This window comes from Pantoea sp. C1E2 (assembly GCF_056491465.1).
Genome location: NZ_JBSZHT010000002.1, coordinates 586,202 through 602,049, shown reverse-complemented (window position 1 = coordinate 602,049; position 15,848 = coordinate 586,202). Strand labels below are relative to the sequence as shown.

At 55.3% G+C, this 15,848-nt stretch carries 16 protein-coding genes; 2 read left to right on the top strand and 14 right to left on the bottom strand.

Going from position 1 to position 15,848, the window contains the following annotated elements; all coding sequences use genetic code 11:
* Nucleotides 1-114: 114 nt before the first annotated feature.
* Nucleotides 115-405, top strand: coding sequence for a DUF2756 domain-containing protein (locus ACXI0A_RS02985; protein ID WP_224932114.1), 291 nt, complete (start codon nt 115-117; stop codon nt 403-405).
* On the opposite strand, the gene ugpQ is transcribed toward ACXI0A_RS02985, so the two are convergent.
* From ugpQ to ACXI0A_RS02935, 10 genes are all read right to left on the bottom strand, one after another.
* The gene (ugpQ, locus tag ACXI0A_RS02980) at nt 402-1,145 is read right to left on the bottom strand and encodes a glycerophosphodiester phosphodiesterase (protein WP_476150452.1); all 744 of its coding nucleotides are present in this window, start codon (nt 1,143-1,145) and stop codon (nt 402-404) included. The two genes, ACXI0A_RS02985 and ugpQ, sit on opposite strands and share 4 nt — an antisense overlap.
* Nucleotides 1,142-2,215 carry a sn-glycerol-3-phosphate import ATP-binding protein UgpC gene (locus ACXI0A_RS02975; protein WP_224932110.1) on the bottom strand — a complete coding sequence of 358 codons (1,074 nt, stop codon included), beginning with the start codon at nt 2,213-2,215 and terminating at the stop codon, nt 1,142-1,144. Before ACXI0A_RS02975 ends, ugpQ begins: the two co-directional genes overlap by 4 nt.
* The gene (ugpE, locus tag ACXI0A_RS02970) at nt 2,216-3,061 is read right to left on the bottom strand and encodes a sn-glycerol-3-phosphate ABC transporter permease UgpE (RefSeq protein ID WP_224932108.1); all 846 of its coding nucleotides are present in this window, start codon (nt 3,059-3,061) and stop codon (nt 2,216-2,218) included.
* A complete protein-coding gene (gene ugpA, locus ACXI0A_RS02965) occupies nt 3,058-3,945 on the bottom strand; it encodes a sn-glycerol-3-phosphate ABC transporter permease UgpA (RefSeq protein WP_224932107.1) in 888 nt (295 codons plus the stop codon). Before ugpA ends, ugpE begins: the two co-directional genes overlap by 4 nt.
* Before the next feature lie 61 nt (nt 3,946-4,006).
* Nucleotides 4,007-5,323 (bottom strand): sn-glycerol-3-phosphate ABC transporter substrate-binding protein UgpB, encoded by a 1,317-nt coding sequence (gene ugpB, locus ACXI0A_RS02960; RefSeq protein WP_224932106.1) that lies wholly within the window; start codon nt 5,321-5,323, stop codon nt 4,007-4,009.
* 202 nt (nt 5,324-5,525) lie between these two features.
* Complete coding sequence (gene livF / locus ACXI0A_RS02955) at nt 5,526-6,239, bottom strand: high-affinity branched-chain amino acid ABC transporter ATP-binding protein LivF (protein WP_224932105.1); 714 nt, start codon at nt 6,237-6,239, stop codon at nt 5,526-5,528.
* 1 nt (nt 6,240) lies between these two features.
* Entirely contained in the window at nt 6,241-7,008 is a 768-nt protein-coding gene (gene livG / locus ACXI0A_RS02950; RefSeq protein WP_038643684.1) for a high-affinity branched-chain amino acid ABC transporter ATP-binding protein LivG, read from the bottom strand.
* On the bottom strand, nt 7,005-8,276 hold the full coding sequence (locus tag ACXI0A_RS02945) for a high-affinity branched-chain amino acid ABC transporter permease LivM (RefSeq protein ID WP_224932104.1): 1,272 nt from the start codon (nt 8,274-8,276) through the stop codon (nt 7,005-7,007). Before ACXI0A_RS02945 ends, livG begins: the two co-directional genes overlap by 4 nt.
* Nucleotides 8,273-9,199, bottom strand: a complete 927-nt coding sequence (gene livH, locus ACXI0A_RS02940; RefSeq protein WP_034827036.1) for a high-affinity branched-chain amino acid ABC transporter permease LivH — start codon at nt 9,197-9,199, stop codon at nt 8,273-8,275. The genes ACXI0A_RS02945 and livH overlap by 4 nt, the downstream gene beginning before the upstream one ends.
* A 154-nt stretch (nt 9,200-9,353) precedes the next feature.
* Nucleotides 9,354-10,481: a branched-chain amino acid ABC transporter substrate-binding protein gene (locus ACXI0A_RS02935; RefSeq protein ID WP_224932103.1), complete on the bottom strand. Its 1,128-nt coding sequence runs from the start codon at nt 10,479-10,481 to the stop codon at nt 9,354-9,356.
* A gap of 404 nt (nt 10,482-10,885) precedes the next feature.
* Between ACXI0A_RS02935 and panM the strand changes: the two genes are divergently transcribed.
* Entirely contained in the window at nt 10,886-11,272 is a 387-nt protein-coding gene (gene panM / locus ACXI0A_RS02930) for an aspartate 1-decarboxylase autocleavage activator PanM (RefSeq protein ID WP_476150457.1), read from the top strand.
* Between the two features lie 43 nt (nt 11,273-11,315).
* Here panM and rpoH read toward each other — a convergent pair whose 3' ends face one another.
* From rpoH to ftsY, 4 genes are all read right to left on the bottom strand, one after another.
* Nucleotides 11,316-12,173: an RNA polymerase sigma factor RpoH gene (gene rpoH / locus ACXI0A_RS02925; RefSeq protein WP_224932101.1), complete on the bottom strand. Its 858-nt coding sequence runs from the start codon at nt 12,171-12,173 to the stop codon at nt 11,316-11,318.
* A gap of 239 nt (nt 12,174-12,412) precedes the next feature.
* Nucleotides 12,413-13,399 carry a permease-like cell division protein FtsX gene (gene ftsX, locus ACXI0A_RS02920; protein ID WP_224932099.1) on the bottom strand — a complete coding sequence of 329 codons (987 nt, stop codon included), beginning with the start codon at nt 13,397-13,399 and terminating at the stop codon, nt 12,413-12,415.
* The gene (gene ftsE / locus ACXI0A_RS02915) at nt 13,389-14,057 is read right to left on the bottom strand and encodes a cell division ATP-binding protein FtsE (protein ID WP_224932097.1); all 669 of its coding nucleotides are present in this window, start codon (nt 14,055-14,057) and stop codon (nt 13,389-13,391) included. The genes ftsX and ftsE overlap by 11 nt, the downstream gene beginning before the upstream one ends.
* Before the next feature lie 5 nt (nt 14,058-14,062).
* The gene (gene ftsY / locus ACXI0A_RS02910) at nt 14,063-15,847 is read right to left on the bottom strand and encodes a signal recognition particle-docking protein FtsY (protein WP_476150459.1); all 1,785 of its coding nucleotides are present in this window, start codon (nt 15,845-15,847) and stop codon (nt 14,063-14,065) included.
* Nucleotide 15,848 lies beyond the last annotated feature (1 nt).

Sequence of the window (15,848 nt, the reverse complement as noted above, 5' to 3'; positions counted from 1 at the left end):
TTCGGCGCACTCCTGGTTCAGGACTTTGTGACATCGCATAAACTTATGACAGCAGCCCTTGTTGCCATACTGATGGCAACAGCACACAGCAGGCTGCATTAATGGAGGAAGACCATGAAAAAATGGCTAATCGTTATCGCTGCGTTGCTGCCATTAAGCAGCATGGCAAATATGCTGAACAGCACAAATGACCCGAACAAGCCTGGCTATAACCCAAGTCAGCAGCGCATGCAGTCGCAAATGCAGACTCAGCAGCAGCAACAACAGTTGAAGCTGAAACAGGATCAGCAACAGCAGAATCAGGAATTGCAGCGGAAAATGCAGGAGCGGCGGGATAGTGCCCAGCAGCGCGTGATTCAATCGCAGCCGGGCCAGCAGAACGGTAATTCTCAGAGCGGGAATTAACGGAAGTCGGGACCGATGATATCGATGCGGTCAGTACAGATGGCATCGACGCCCCAACTCAACAGCTCGCGCGCCCGCGCGGGCTGATTCACCGTGTACACCAGAATATGCAATCCGGCTGCTTTTAGCTGCGCGGTGCGTTCGGCATCCAGCAGTTTGTGGTTAAGATGGATGGAGACGCAGCCCAGCGCAGAAGTGAGTGCTAACCAATCATCGTGCCACGTATCCAGCAACAGCCCTCGCGGCAGCTCTGGCACCGCCTGCATCGCCGCTTCCAGCGCTTCATAAGAGAAGGAAGACAACAGCGGTGCGGTTTGCCCCTGCCACAGTTCACGTGCGGCTAAAGCGACATCGCGTCCGGTTTCCACCTCTTTGCCAGTGGTCGGTTTGATCTCGATGTTCGCCATCATCTGATGCTGGCGACAGCGATCGGCCACGTCACGCAACAACGCCAGCGGCTCACCTTCATACTCGCGGCTATACCAGCTACCGGCATCCAACTGTGACAGCTTAGTCCATGACAGATCGCCCGCCACGCCCCAGCCGTTGCTGGTGCGGTCCAGCGTATCGTCATGCAGCAGGAACACCTGCTTGTCGTCCGACAGCTTGGCATCAAACTCGATCATAATGTGGCCGTACTGCGCGCCGACATCAATCGCCGCCAGGGTATTTTCCGGAGCCAGTTTACCGCCGCCACGATGGGCGACGATCTGTGGGTATGGCCAATTTTCTACACTCATTCCAGACGCTTTCCATGGGTTGAATCGAAGAAGTGTAACGCATCTGGCGGCAGTTGCAGCCATAAGGTGCTGCCCGATTGTGGACGCTCACTGTGCGGCAAACGTACCACCAGGCGAGTGTTGCCGATGCGGCCGTGCGCGAGGTTATCCGCACCCAGCATCTCCAGCGTATCAACCACCAGCGGGATACCGCCCGCCGCCTGCGTGCTAAGCACCAGATGTTCAGGACGGATGCCCAGCGTAAGGGGACGGTTCGCCCACTTCGCTTTGCTTTCACCCAATGGCAGGCTGTTGAGCGCATCGAGCGTAAAGCGCGTGCCGTCGCTGTTAATCTGGCCTGGCAGCAGGTTCATGGCAGGCGCACCGATAAACGACGCCACAAACTGGCTCGCCGGACGCTCATACACTTCTACCGGCGTGCCCACTTGCTCTACCACACCTTTGTTCATCACCATGACGCGCTGTGCCAACGTCATGGCTTCTACCTGATCGTGCGTTACGTACAGGCTGGTGGTTTTCAGGCGACGATGCAGCTGTTGCAGCTCCAGACGCATCTGCACACGCAGACGTGCATCGAGGTTCGACAGCGGCTCATCAAACAGGAATACCGCCGGTTCACGTACAATCGCACGGCCCATTGCCACACGCTGACGTTGACCGCCCGACAGCTCACGTGGACGGCGAGCCAGCAGATGATCCAGCTCCAGGCTGCGCGCCGCTTCCATCACGCGTTGCTCAATCTGCTCTTTGCCCATGCCGCGAATTTTCAGGCCGTAAGCCATGTTTTCGCCCACGGTCATATGCGGGTAAAGCGCATAGTTCTGGAACACCATGGCGATGCCACGATCTTTCGGTTCCATGTTGGTGACGCGCTTGTCGTCGATGTAGATATCGCCCGAAGTCACACGTTCCAGCCCCGCCACCATGCGTAGCAACGTCGATTTGCCACAGCCGGAAGGGCCGACCATCACCATAAACTCACCATCATTGATGGTAATATTCAGCGGCTGGATGATCTGATTTTTGCCGTCATACGATTTGGTGACGGTCTGAAGGGTTACGCCTGCCATTTATTTATCACTCTCCACCAGGCCACGCACAAAGGCACGTTGCATCACGAGAACCACCACCACCGGTGGGATCAGGGTTAATAACATTGCCGCCATCACTTCGTTCCACTGCGTTGGGCCACCGCTGGTGTTGATCATACTTTTCACCCCGGCAACCGCGGTGCTGAGGCTCGGATCGTTGATGATCAACAGCGGCCACAGATATTGGTTCCAGCCGTAGATAAAGGTGATCACGAACAGCGCGGCGAGGTTGGTTTTGGACAGTGGCAAAACGATATCCCAGAAGAAACGCATCGGGCTGGCGCCATCAATACGCGCCGCTTCAATCAACTCATCCGGCAGTGACATAAAGAACTGGCGGAACAGGAACGTTGCGGTGGCCGAGGCCATCAACGGCAGCGTTAAGCCGCTGTAGCTGTCGAGCATGTTCAGGTTTGAAATCACTTCCACCGTGGGGAAGATACGCACTTCCACCGGCAGCATCAGGGTGATGAAGATCAACCAGAAGAACAGCGAGCGCAACGGGAATCGGAACCACACCAGCGCGAACGCGGAGAGCATCGACACCGCGATTTTGCCCACCGTAATGCCCAGCGCCATGATCAGGCTGTTGAGCATCATCATGCCAAAGGCCGGACCGCTGCCGTTGACGCCCTGGGTCCAGATGCGCGAAATGTTCTCCCACAGATGCGTGCCGGGCACTAAGGTCATTGGCACCTGATACACCGCTTCGTTATCCAGCGTGGCGGCGACAATCGCCACGTACAGCGGGAACAGAATGGTCAGCACGCCGAGCACCAGCAAGGTATGGCTGAAGATATCCAGCCCGCGTCGATTCTCAATCATTGGTATTGCACCTTACGCTCGACAAAGCGGAATTGCAGGATCGTCAGGCCAATCACCAGCAGCATCAGCACCACCGACTGCGCGGCGGAAGACGAAAGATCCAGACCGGTAAAACCTTCGCGATAAATTTTGTAGATCAGCGTGGTGGTGGCTTGCACCGGACCCCCGCCGGTCGCGGCATCGATCACCGGGAAGGTATCGAAGAACGCATACACCAGGTTAACCACCAGCAGGAAGAAACTCACCGGGGTGATCAGCGGCAGTGACAGATTGAAGAAGCGACGCACCGGACCGGCGCCGTCAATCGCCGCGGCTTCCACCAGCGATTTGGGAATCGACTGCAGCGCGGCGAAGAAGAACAGGAAGTTGTAGCTCATCTGCTGCCAGATGGACGCCAGCACGATCAGGAACATCGCCTGACCGCTGTTTTGCGCGTAGTTCCAGTTGTAACCGATCTGGTTTAGCAGATGGCTGAACAGACCGAGGCCGGGATTGAACAGGAACATCCACAGTACCGCGGCAACCACGGGCGCAACGGCGTAAGGCAGCAACAGCAAGGTTTGATAAAGTTTTTTCAGCCGTATGACGTAATCGACCAGCGCCGCCAGCAGCAGCGAGAAGGTCATGCCACACACGGTGACCAGTGCGCTGAACTCAATGGTGGTCCAGAACGACGCGAGGTAATACTCATCGCTGAACAGACGTTTAAAGTTCTCCAACCCGACAAAGGTGCTGGAAATACCAAAGGGATCGATGCTTTGCAGTGAGTACCACAGCGCTTCACCGGCAGGCCATAAGAAGAAAATGGCGGTAATCACCAGCTGCGGTGCCACCAGCAAATAAGGCAAAAATCGGGAGCGAAATACGGGGCGTGATGAGGACATAGCAGACTCGCCAAAAGAGAAATCGGGGCTGACGCTATGCGCCAGCCCCGAGACAACGGAATTACTTCACTTGCTGTTCAAAACGACGCAGCAATTCGTTTCCGCGCTTCACAGCGTTATCCAGTGCGGCTTGTGGGGCCTGTTTGCCGGTCCACACGCCTTCCAGCTCTTCGTCCACGATGGTACGAATCTGTGGCATGTTGCCCAGACGCATGCCTTTGGTGAACGGCAGTGGATCTTTGTTCAGCATCTGACGCGTTGCGATGTCTGCGCCTGGGTTCTTGTCATAGAAGCCTTGCTTCTTGGTCAGCTCATACGCAGCAGTAGTGATCGGCAGGTAACCGGTCTTCTGGTGCCATTCTGCGGCGATTTCTGGCTGTGCCAGGAACTTCATGAACTCTGCTACGCCTTTATAGGTGTCGGCATCTTTGCCTTTCATCACCCACAGGCTCGCGCCGCCGATGATGGCGTTCTGCGGTGCGTCAGGCACAGTTGAGTCGTAAGGCATCATGCCAACGCCGAAGTTGAACTTGGCGTAATGCTTGATATCCGCCAGAGAACCAGAAGAGGCCGTGGTGATGCCGCAGTCGCCGTTATAGAACTTAGCGGTAGATTCATCTTTACGACCGAAGTAGGTGAAATCACCCTTCTTGTTCATGTCTTCCAGCATCTGGATGTGGCGCACCTGTACTGGCTTGTTGAACTCCAGTACCGCGTCAGTGCCATCGAAGCCGTTGTTTTTGGTGGCAACCGGCAGTGCATGCCAGGCGCTGAAGTTCTCGATCTGGATCCAGCCCTGCCAGCCGCTGGCGTAACCACAGGTCATGCCCGCTTTACGCAGCGCATCGGCGTCTTTCGCCAGTTCCTGCCAGGTTTTTGGTGGCTGGTCTGGGTTCAGGCCGGCTTTTTTGAAAGCATCTTTGTTGTAGTACAGCACAGGCGTTGAGCTGTTGAACGGCTGAGAGATCAGCTGGCCGTTGCTGTCGCTGTAATAGCCCGCGACTGCTGGCACGAACTGTTTAGGATCCATCTGCACGCCCGCGTCTTTGAACACGTCATGCACTGGCACGATGGCTTTCGAGGCCATCATGGTCGCTGTACCCACTTCGTAAACCTGGAGAATAGCCGGTGCTTTACCGGTACGCACAGCAGCGATACCCGCTGCCAGGCTCTGCTCGTAGTTACCTTTGTAAGTCGGTACGATTTTGTATTCTGGGTGAGCCTGGTTAAAACGTTGTGCCAGAGAATCGACTTCTTTGCCTAACTCGCCTTCCATTGAGTGCCAGAAAGGGATGTCAGTTGCTGCCAGCGCGTTACCGCTGAGCGCCAGACCGAGCAACACACTCATCAGGCGGGGACGAAGCGTAAAAGCGGACATAAGTTTTTTCCTGTGCTGTTAGGTACGCGCGATATCACGCATTTTTTTGTTCGCGAAGTAACATGACACGGGGAAATGACGGATTAATAACAGGTTTATGACGGAGATGTGACAGGGATTGCGCGTATTAGAAAGTTTAAAGTGGCACGAGTTATCGCAAACTCGTGCCACTGTTCAGACCGTTGGCGGTAAGTAAGCCAGGTCAGGCACCCAGATAAGCGCTACGTACCGCTTCGTTGGACAGTAACGCTTCACCACTGTCCTCCAGCACCACATGACCGTTCTCCAGCACGTAGCCACGATCGGCCAGCTTCAACGCCTGGTTGGCGTTTTGCTCAACGAGGAAGATCGTCATGCCCTCTTTGCGCAGCTGTTCAATCGTATCGAAAATCTGCTGAATAATAATCGGCGCCAGACCCAGTGAAGGCTCATCCAGCAACAGCAAGCGTGGCTGACTCATCAGCGCACGACCAATCGCCAGCATCTGTTGCTCACCACCGGACATGGTGCCCGCACGCTGCACTTTACGCTCTGCCAACCGGGGGAACAGCTGGTAAACGCGCTCAATGCGCTGCTGATACTCCTGACGGGTTGCGAAGAAGCCGCCCATCGCCAGGTTCTCTTCCACCGTCATGCGCGAAAATACGCGGCGGCCTTCCGGCACAATCGCAATCGCTTCACGCATGATTTTTGCCGTTTGCCAGTCGGTGATCTCTTTACCGTCGAACACGATAGTGCCACTGGTGGCGCGAGGTTCACCGCACAGCGTACCCAGCAGCGTGGTTTTGCCCGCGCCGTTAGCACCAATCAGGGTGACAATTTCACCCTGACTGATGTGCAGGTTGATGTTATGCAGTGCCTGAATCGGGCCGTAATGGGCATTGATACCCTGTAAAGTTAAAATCGGGTTTGCCATATTACGCCTCACCTAAATAAGCACGGATCACATCCGGATTGTTACGCACCTCTTCCGGTGTCCCGTTGGCCAGCGGCGTTCCCTGATTCACCACATAGATGCGGTCAGAAATGCCCATCACCAGCTTCATATCATGTTCAATCAACAGCACGGAGACCTTGTGCTCGCCACGCAGTTCAGCAATCAGCTCATCCAGCTCGTGGGTTTCACGCGGGTTAAGACCAGCTGCAGGTTCATCCAGCATCAGGATTTCCGGACGCGTCACCATGCAGCGCGCAATTTCCAGACGACGCTGCTGGCCGTAAGCCAGGTTACCCGCCTGGCGGTTGGCCAGCTCAAGCAAACCAATACGCTCCAGCCAGGTGGCCGCACGATCGAGCGCTTCACTCTCACCACGACGGAACGCCGGGGTTTTGAACAGGCCGGAGAACACGCCGCTTTTCAGATGCTGATGTTGCGCCACCAGCAGGTTTTCAATCACCGTCATCTCACGGAACAGACGCACGTGCTGGAAAGTACGCACGATGCCCATGCGCGCAATCTTCTGGCCCGGCTGTCCCTGCAACTCCTGGTCGCGCAGCTTGATAGTCCCGCCGGTCGGCTTATAGAAGCCGGTCAGGCAGTTGAACACCGTGGTTTTACCGGCGCCATTCGGCCCGATCAGTGACACGATTTCCTGGGGATGCAGTTCCAGCGCCACGTTGTTGACGGCCAACAGACCGCCGAAGCGCATCATCAAGCCTTCAACGGCTAACAAAGGCTGACTCATGCCTGCTCTCCTTGTTTACTGCTTTTCAACTTCAGGTGAGGACGCTTCATCGGCAGCAGCCCTTGCGGACGCCAAATCATCATCAGCACCATCAAACCACCCAGCACCAGCATGCTGTACTCATTCAAATCACGCATCAATTCGCGCGACACCACCAGCAGCACCGCCGCGAGGATCACCGCAAACTGCGAACCCATGCCGCCCAGTACCACAATCGCCAGCACGAAGGCTGATTCGACGAAGGTGAAGGATTCCGGGCTGACAAAGCCCTGACGTGCGGCAAACAGCGTGCCGGCAAAACCGGCGAACACGGCGCTGATGGTGAAAGCGGTCAGCTTGATACGCGTTGGGCTGAGTCCCAGCGAGCGACAGGCGATCTCATCTTCACGCAGCGCTTCCCACGCACGGCCCAATGGCATACGCAGCAAACGGTTGATCACGAACAGCGTCAGCACCACCAGCAGCAGCGCCACCAGATAGAGGAAAATCACACGGTGGTTGGGATCGTATTGCAGGCCCGTCAGCTCGTGGAAGGTGGTCCAGCCACCTTCACTGACCCGACGCCCAAACTCAATACCAAACAGGCTCGGTTTAGGAATTTGCGCGATACCGTTCGGACCGCCAGTGATCGAAGTGCTATTCAGCAGCAAAATTCGCACGATCTCACCGAAGCCGAGCGTCACAATCGCCAGATAGTCACCGCGCAACCGCAGCACCGGGAAGCCCAGCATCAAGCCAAACGCACCCGCAACAATCCCCGCCAGCGGCAGACTTTCCCAGAAACCAAAGCCGTAATAGTGATTGAGCAGCGCAAAGGTGTAAGCGCCGATGGCATAGAAACCACCATAGCCCAGCACCAGCAAACCAGAGAGACCCACCACCACGTTGAGGCCAAGACCGAGCATCACGTAGATCAGCGTTAACGTGGCGATATCTACGCTGCCACGTGACACCAGAAACGGCCACAGCACCGCAGCAACGATAAGCAGCGCCATCACCAACTTTTGTTTCGGCGTAGAGCCATCGAAGCCCGGCAGCACGAAGCTTTTACCGCTGCGTTTGAACTTGCCATGGAACAGTGGACGCAGCAGCTGGAAGACAAACACCACCGCACAGCCGATGAAAATCCAGTTCCAGCGTGCGGCGCCTGCATTGGCCACCACCAGTTTGGTACCGTCCAGATCGAGACGGACGCCCATAAAGAAGGTGGCAAGAATCAATAACATCACCGTAGAGATAACGGCGTTGACCAGACCGAGGCGTTTCATACTTTCTCTACCTCCGGACGGCCCAGAATCCCGGTAGGCATCACCAGCAGCACCACAATCAGCAGCGCAAACGACACTACATCTTTATATTCCGTCGACAGATACGCCGAGGTCAGCGCTTCCGCGATACCCAGCACCAGACCACCAATCATCGCACCCGGAATACTGCCAATGCCGCCCAATACCGCAGCGGTAAAGGCTTTCATGCCAGCCATAAAGCCGATGAACGGGTTAATCGAACCGTAGAACTGGCCTAACAGCACGCCAGCCACTGCGGCCATGGCAGCACCGATAATGAAGGTCAGTGAGATCACGCGGTCGGTGTTGATACCCAGCAGGCTGGCCATTTTCAGGTCTTCAGCACAGGCGCGACAGGCGCGGCCCATACGTGAATAACGGATGAACAGCGTCAGGGCCAGCATTGACAGGAAGGTCACTACCCAAATCACCAGTTGCATGGTGGAGAGCGTCGCGGCGAAACCGTTGCTCTCGCCCAGCGTCCACTGGCCGGTGATCAAGCTTGGCAACGCCAGATCGCGCGAACCTTGCGTCAGGCTGACGTAGTTCTGCAGGAAGATCGACATCCCGATCGCCGAGATCAGCGCGATCAAACGCTTAGAGGAGCGCACGGGTTTATACGCCACGCGCTCAATGCTCCAGCCGTAAGCGCTGGAGATGATCACCGCCATCACGAAACCGGCGGCAATCATCAGCCACGTGGTATCGATGCCCATCATCATCAGGGCGGCAATCACAATAAAGGAGACATAGCTGCCGATCATATACACCTCGCCGTGGGCGAAGTTGATCATGCCGATAATGCCGTAAACCATGGTGTAACCGATGGCGATCAGCGCGTAGGTGCTTCCGAGGGTGACCCCGTTGAACATCTGCTGAATGAAATAGAGAAACTGCTCGGACATAGTGAGGACCTGCATGTGGACTAAAAATCCCCTCTCCCTTTTGGCAGAGGGTTAGGGTGAGGGAACAGAAGCGCGCGTCATGAAAGTCGTGCGCGCTGTCCCTCTCCCAGCCCTCTCCGGCAAGAAAGAGGGCCAATCTATTTAAGCTTGGGAATTACTTAACAGCGGTAGAAGAGCCGTCTTTGTGCCATTTGAAGACACCAAATTCGAAGCCCTTCAGGTCGCCTTTCTGATCCCAGTTCAGGTTGCCCATCACGGTTGGCACTGCAGCGCCTTCTTTCAGGTTCTTAGCAATCGCATCAGGCTCATCGCTCTTGCTGCGCTCAATGCCGGCCACCAGTGACTGAATCGCAGCATAAGTGGTCCAGACGAACGGGCCGGTTGGATCCTTACGGTTTGAGGCAGTGTTGGTTTTGATCGCGTCAACAATCGCCTTGTTCTCTGGCAGCTGGTCATAACGCTTCGGCAGAGTCACATACAGACCTTCTGAAGCATCACCGGCGATGTTAGACAGTGAAGCGTTGCCCACGCCCTCTGGCCCCATGAAGCCCGCTTTCAGACCGGCTGATTTAGCCTGACGCAGAATCTGCCCCAGCTCTGGGTAGTAACCGCCGTAGTAAACGAAATCGACGTTCTCTTTCTTCAGACGCGCAATCAGCGTTGAGAAATCTTTATCGCCCGCGGTGATACCTTCGAACAGCACAACGTTGCCGCCTTTGGCTTTCAGGGTTTTCTGCACCGATTCTGCCAGGCCCTGACCGTACTGCTGTTTGTCATGCACGACAGCGATACGTTTTGGTTTGATCTGGTCGAGGATATAAGTCGCAGCGGTTGGGCCCTGATCGGAATCCAGACCGGTGGTGCGCAGCACGTCCGCATAACCACGGGCCGTCAGTTCCGGTGCGGTTGCTGCTGGGGTGATCATCAGAATGCCTTCATCGTTATAGATGTCAGATGCAGGCTGAGTTGAAGAGGAGCACAGGTGACCGATAACGTATTTGATACCGTCGTTAACCACTTTGTTGGCAACCGCAACCGCTTGTTTCGGGTCACAGGCGTCGTCATATTCCACGCCAACCAGTTTGTCACCGTTAACGCCACCTTTGGCGTTGATGTCCTTGATCGCCTGCGCTGCACCGGTGAATTGCATATCACCGTATTGCGCAACCGGGCCGGTTGCTGCGCCAACGATGGCAATTTTGATGTCTTTCGCCAGTGCCGCGTGGCTCAGCGCCAGCGCGACGCAACCTGCCAATAATGCGCGTCCTTTACTCATTTTCATGCGAACTTCCCCATCTGTTGTGTCGTGTGTCGTTGTGTTTGGTTTATTTTCAGCCAGTCAAAGAGGAAAACTGATTTTAGAATAATGAGTTAGCGCACTTTTCTGGCATTTTTTGTTAAGAAGGCTTTATTTTTCAGGTTATTAAACAGGAACTTTCTTCTGTAAATCAACTGACATATTCAGTATTAGTCGCGTGGAACAGCAGAATCATCTGGTTTATCTGGCCGCAATTTAGTCAGGTTACCAGGGCTTTATGCTGGCTTTTTCGACGATCATTGATGCCTTCTTCCACAATCCTGGCAAAGTGGCTGGCATTTGACCTATTTTCATTGCAAAAAAGTGACAGCACGCTGACTGTCTAAATTCGCTACACTATGGCCTTTCTGGCAGTACAGGTAAGGGTAATGAAGCTCACTATTCAGCGAATCACCGCACTCACGCCGCAGGATCGGTTGGATTTAGCTAAAGTCTGGCCGCAGATCGATATTTCGCAACTGGAAACCGCATTAAGCGAGACGCAGCGCTTATATGCGGCAAGGTTTAACGATCGTCTGTTGGGTGGGTTACAGCTGGAGATTCGTGGCACGCAGGGGAAGATTTCGCACCTCAATGTGCGCGAAGTGACGCAGCGGCGCGGCGTCGGGCAATATCTGCTGGAAGAGACCATGGCGCAGAACAGCGCACTGTCGGATTGGTGGATAGCCGATGACGGCGAAGCCGATCAGAGTGTCCGCGCGGCGTTTATGCAGGCCTGTGGTTTTCGCGCGCAGGCAGATGGCTGGGTAAAATAAAAAGGGCGACTATAAAAGTCGCCCCGTTTTTACCTGATGCGAATCAGGCTTCGATCGCCATACGCAGTTTCTTCATGGCGTTCTTTTCCAGCTGACGCACACGCTCTGCAGAGACGCCATATTTGTCGGCCAACTCCTGCAACGTGGTTTTGTTCTCATCATCCAGCCAACGGGCGCGGATAATGTGCTGGCTGCGCTCATCAAGGCTCAGCATGGCATCGCTCAGCTTGTCGGCAGCGTGTGCATCCCAGTTGTCCTCTTCAATGCCATCGGCAAAGTCGGAGGTTTTATCCTGCAGATACAGCACCGGTGCCATCGGCTTGCCTTCGCCTGCTTCGTCATCCGAAGACATGTCGAAAGTCATATCCTGCGCGGCCATACGAGATTCCATCTCGAGTACGTCTTTGCTGCTCACGCCTAACTCGCGCGCAACCATTTCCACTTCGTCCTGGTTAAACCAACCGAGACGCTGTTTGCTTTTACGCAGATTAAAGAACAGCTTACGCTGTGCTTTAGTGGTCGCGACCTTCACGATACGCCAGTTACGCAGCACGTATTCGTGAATTTCTGCTTTGATCCAGTGCACGGCAAATGACACCAGACGTACGCCGACTTCAGGGTTGAAGCGACGCACCGCCTTCATCAGGCCAATGTTACCTTCCTGAATCAGGTCCGCCTGTGGCAGGCCGTAACCGGAGTAGTTACGAGCAATATGAACAACAAAGCGCAGGTGAGACAGGATCAGCGTTTTTGCTGCATCCAGATCGCCCTGGTAATGCAGTTTCTCCGCTAATGCCTTCTCCTGTTCTGCCGTCAGTACCGGCCAGTTGTTAGCAGCCCGGACGTAAGATTCCAGGTTACCCAGAGGCGCAATCGCTAAAGTTTGCATTTCTTTGGTCATTCAAACCCTCACAAATTCAATGGACTTGCTGCACGGTGTTTTGCGCAGACGTTACATTATGTCAACGTCGCGAAAAAACCAAAAGCAATCTGTGCTACTTGGACGACAAAGTTATCCACAAGTTCAATTATAGCAGTGAATATTTTACACACAGATGACGGCGGGGGAAATAGGAAAAATCCTCTGCTCCCAGATCGTCGGCAGCAGAGGAAGATTATATCAAAAAACGTTGCTGTTGGTTACTGCGGCGTAAATCGGCGTAAATGTTGTACAGTCGCTAACCACGCGGCAATCCAGCCAATAATGGCGGCAATCAACAGTAGCAGCAGCCCTTCATCCCAGGAAAAACCTTCCAGAACAAAGGTGGTGCCAAACACCGTCGCCACCTGCGCAACTACCGACTGCAGACGCAGCACCAGCACTTCGGACAGCAGCAGTGAAAGCACTGCACCACTGAAACCTAACAGTGCGCCGCCATAGAGGAATGGGCGCAGGATAAAGCCATCGGTGGCACCAATCAGCTTTTGCACGTTAATGGTATCGCGGCGGGCAAAGATGCTCAGGCGCACGCTGTTACCGATCACCAGGAACACCGCCACCACCATCAACAGGCCAATCATCGAAGCGATTTGCCCCACCAGCCCGGTTAATGCCGCCAAACGGGCAAACCAACTGTCATCCATGCGCACTTCATCCACGCCCTGCACTTTCGCCACGCTATCACGCAGATTAGCCATGGTGTCTGAATTCTGGAAATTCAGCTTCGGCGTGATGATGGCCACAGCGGGTAGTGGGTTTTGCTCCAGCATATCCATTGAGCCACCGAAACCAGACCAGTTACGGAACTCATTCAGCGCTTCTTCACGCGTCAGATAGTTGACGTTATCTACGCCATCTAACTTTTTCAGTTCAGCCGCCACATTCTCGGCCGCCGTATCATCTAACGCTTTATCCAGATACACCGTCAGCTGCGGCGCGGGATACCACTGCGTGGCAGCCTGGCTGACGTTCTTCCACACCATGTAGCAGACGCTGGGCAGCGTCAGTGAGATGGCAATCACCATCACGGTCAGCAGCGTCGCCAGCGGCTGACGCCACATATCCGACAGCGTGCCGCGCAGTGCATAGCGCCACTGCTCCTGCCAGCCGCCTTTCAGCGCCTTGCTTTTGGAGGGCTGCTTTGTCGCCTTTGGCGCCGCCGGGCGCTTATTGCGTTTATTGACCATCATGGCCTCCGTGCAGGCGTCCCTGATTCAACGTCATCAAGCGGTAATTGCGGCGGGCAATCAACCCGGTGTCATGCGTCGCCATTAATACCGTTACACCGACGCGGTTGAACTCTTCAAACAGGCGCAGGATATCTTCCGACAGCGCATCATCCAGGTTACCGGTGGGTTCGTCCGCCAGCAGCACCGCAGGTTTGTTCACCACCGCACGGGCAATGCCGACACGTTGCTGTTCACCGCCAGAGAGCTGGATCGGGTAACTCTTCGCTTTGTCGAGCAGGCCGACTTTATCCAGCGCTGCCGATACGCGACGACGAATATCTTCACCGCTGGCGCCGGAAATAATCAGCGGGATCGCCACGTTGTCATAGACCGAACGATCCATCAGCAAGTGGTGATCCTGGAAAATCATCCCGATCTGACGTCGCAGGAAAGGCACTTCACTGCGACGCAGACGCGAAATATCGTGGCCGCTAAACCAGATTTGCCCGGCGCTCGGGCGCTCAATGCCACAAATCAGCTTCAGCAAGGTACTTTTCCCGGCGCCGGAGTGGCCAGTCAGGAATGCCATTTCGCCGGGACGAAGATGGAAATCGACTCCCTGCAGCGCCTGACGTCCCCCCAGGTAAGCTTTACTGACCTCTTGAAAGCGAATCATCCCAATTAATCCTCTCGGGCAAACAGTGCCTCAATAAAATCGGCGGCCTTAAATGGCCGTAAATCTTCGATGCCTTCCCCGACACCGATATAGCGAATCGGAATACCAAACTGGTCGGCAACCGAAAAGATCACGCCACCTTTGGCGGTACCGTCTAACTTGGTCAGGGTGATGCCGGTCAAGCCCACTGCTTCATGGAACAGTTTGGCCTGGCTCACAGCATTCTGCCCGGTACTGGCATCAAGGGTCAGCATCACCTCGTGCGGCGCATCGTCATCCAGCTTTTTCATCACACGAGTGATTTTCTTCAGCTCTTCCATCAGGTGCGCTTTGTTCTGCAAGCGACCCGCAGTATCCGCAATCAGCACATCCACATTGCGAGATTTAGCGGCCTGAATAGCGTCAAAAATGACGGAGGCGGAATCAGCACCGGTGTGCTGCGCGACCACCGGAATGTTGTTACGTTCGCCCCAGACCTGCAGCTGTTCAACTGCTGCTGCGCGGAAAGTATCACCTGCCGCCAGCATCACTGATTTGCCCTGCGCCTGATACTGACGCGCCAGCTTACCGATAGTGGTGGTTTTACCGACACCGTTGACGCCTACCATCAGGATAACAAACGGCGCTTTGCCGCCTACATCCAGCGGCCGATCAACTTTTTCCAGGATGCCGGCCATTTCGGTTTTCAGCAGCCCGTACAAGGCTTCTGCGTCACGCAACTGCTTGCGATTGGCCTGTTGAGTCAGATTGGTGATGATGCGGCGGGTGGTTTCCACTCCGACATCGGCAATCAGCAGCTGCTCTTCCAGCTCTTCAAACAGGTCATCATCAATTTTTTTGCCACGGAACAGGCTGACAAAGCCAGAACCGAGGTTTTCACGCGTTTTAACCAGGCTGCGCTTGAGGCGAGCAAAGAAGCCCTCTTTGGTCGGGCGCTCCTGCTCTTGCGTCACCAGTGGCGCAGCGGCCAGCGGTAAGTCGCTAACGGTATCCTGCGCTTCGGTTTCAGCGTCTTCCGCGTAGGTCTCTGCCAACGCCAGCGCTTCCAGTTCCTCGTCGCTTAACGCGTCGTCTTCCGGTTCAACGGCTGCTTCTTCGATCTCCGGCTCATGCTGCACAATCACTGGCTCGACGACCGCTTCTTCGATTTCCGGCTCGTGCTGCACAACCACTGTCTCGACGACCGCTTCTTCGATCTCCGGCTCGTGCTGCACAACCACTGGCTCAGCGACCGCTTTTTCGATCTCCGGCTCGTGCTGCACAACCACTGGCTCGACGACCGCTTCTTCGATCTCCGGCTCATGCGGCACAATCACTGGCTCGACGACCGCTTCTTCGATCTCCGGCTCGTGCTGCACAATCACTGGCTCGACGACCGCTTCTTCGATCTCCGGCTCGTGCTGCACAATCCCTGGCTCGACGACCGCTTCTTCGATCTCTGGCTCATGCTGCGCAGCAGGCGCGTCAATAATCAGTTCTTCTGCCTGCGGCTCTTCTTCGACAGGTGCCACTTCCGGATGGATTTCCTCTTCCGGCAGCACTTCCTCTTCAATCGCGGTGATCGGCTCGGCCACCACCGCTTCTGGCTGTGCCAGTTGTTCTTCGGCTACGTGCTCAGTTACGGCAACCGTCTCTTCTGCCTGCGCTTCGGCGCTTGCTAACGCGCTCTCTTCAGCGATGGGCTGTTGCGGCGCTTCGGCCGGTTGCTGCTCTTCCGCAGGCTGCTGCTTCTCTTCTTCTTTGCCAAAGCCTAGCCAGGAAAAAAAGCCACGTTTTTTCTCTTTTGCCATT

Excerpts from the sequence above, each read along its gene's own strand:
- ftsE (WP_224932097.1), bottom strand. The coding sequence starts at position 14,057 with ATGATTCGCTTTCAAGAGGTCAGTAAAGCTTACCTGGGGGGACGTCAG.
- ACXI0A_RS02985 (WP_224932114.1), top strand. The coding sequence starts at position 115 with ATGAAAAAATGGCTAATCGTTATCGCTGCGTTGCTGCCATTAAGCAGC.
- panM (WP_476150457.1), top strand. The coding sequence starts at position 10,886 with ATGAAGCTCACTATTCAGCGAATCACCGCACTCACGCCGCAGGATCGG.
- ftsY (WP_476150459.1), bottom strand. The coding sequence starts at position 15,847 with ATGGCAAAAGAGAAAAAACGTGGCTTTTTTTCCTGGCTAGGCTTTGGC.
- ugpQ (WP_476150452.1), bottom strand. The coding sequence starts at position 1,145 with ATGAGTGTAGAAAATTGGCCATACCCACAGATCGTCGCCCATCGTGGC.
- rpoH (WP_224932101.1), bottom strand. The coding sequence starts at position 12,173 with ATGACCAAAGAAATGCAAACTTTAGCGATTGCGCCTCTGGGTAACCTG.
- ACXI0A_RS02945 (WP_224932104.1), bottom strand. The coding sequence starts at position 8,276 with ATGAAACGCCTCGGTCTGGTCAACGCCGTTATCTCTACGGTGATGTTA.
- ugpB (WP_224932106.1), bottom strand. The coding sequence starts at position 5,323 with ATGTCCGCTTTTACGCTTCGTCCCCGCCTGATGAGTGTGTTGCTCGGT.
- livF (WP_224932105.1), bottom strand. The coding sequence starts at position 6,239 with ATGGCAAACCCGATTTTAACTTTACAGGGTATCAATGCCCATTACGGC.
- ACXI0A_RS02975 (WP_224932110.1), bottom strand. The coding sequence starts at position 2,215 with ATGGCAGGCGTAACCCTTCAGACCGTCACCAAATCGTATGACGGCAAA.
- livH (WP_034827036.1), bottom strand. The coding sequence starts at position 9,199 with ATGTCCGAGCAGTTTCTCTATTTCATTCAGCAGATGTTCAACGGGGTC.
- ACXI0A_RS02935 (WP_224932103.1), bottom strand. The coding sequence starts at position 10,481 with ATGAAAATGAGTAAAGGACGCGCATTATTGGCAGGTTGCGTCGCGCTG.
- ftsX (WP_224932099.1), bottom strand. The coding sequence starts at position 13,399 with ATGGTCAATAAACGCAATAAGCGCCCGGCGGCGCCAAAGGCGACAAAG.
- ugpE (WP_224932108.1), bottom strand. The coding sequence starts at position 3,061 with ATGATTGAGAATCGACGCGGGCTGGATATCTTCAGCCATACCTTGCTG.
- ugpA (WP_224932107.1), bottom strand. The coding sequence starts at position 3,945 with ATGTCCTCATCACGCCCCGTATTTCGCTCCCGATTTTTGCCTTATTTG.
- livG (WP_038643684.1), bottom strand. The coding sequence starts at position 7,008 with ATGAGTCAGCCTTTGTTAGCCGTTGAAGGCTTGATGATGCGCTTCGGC.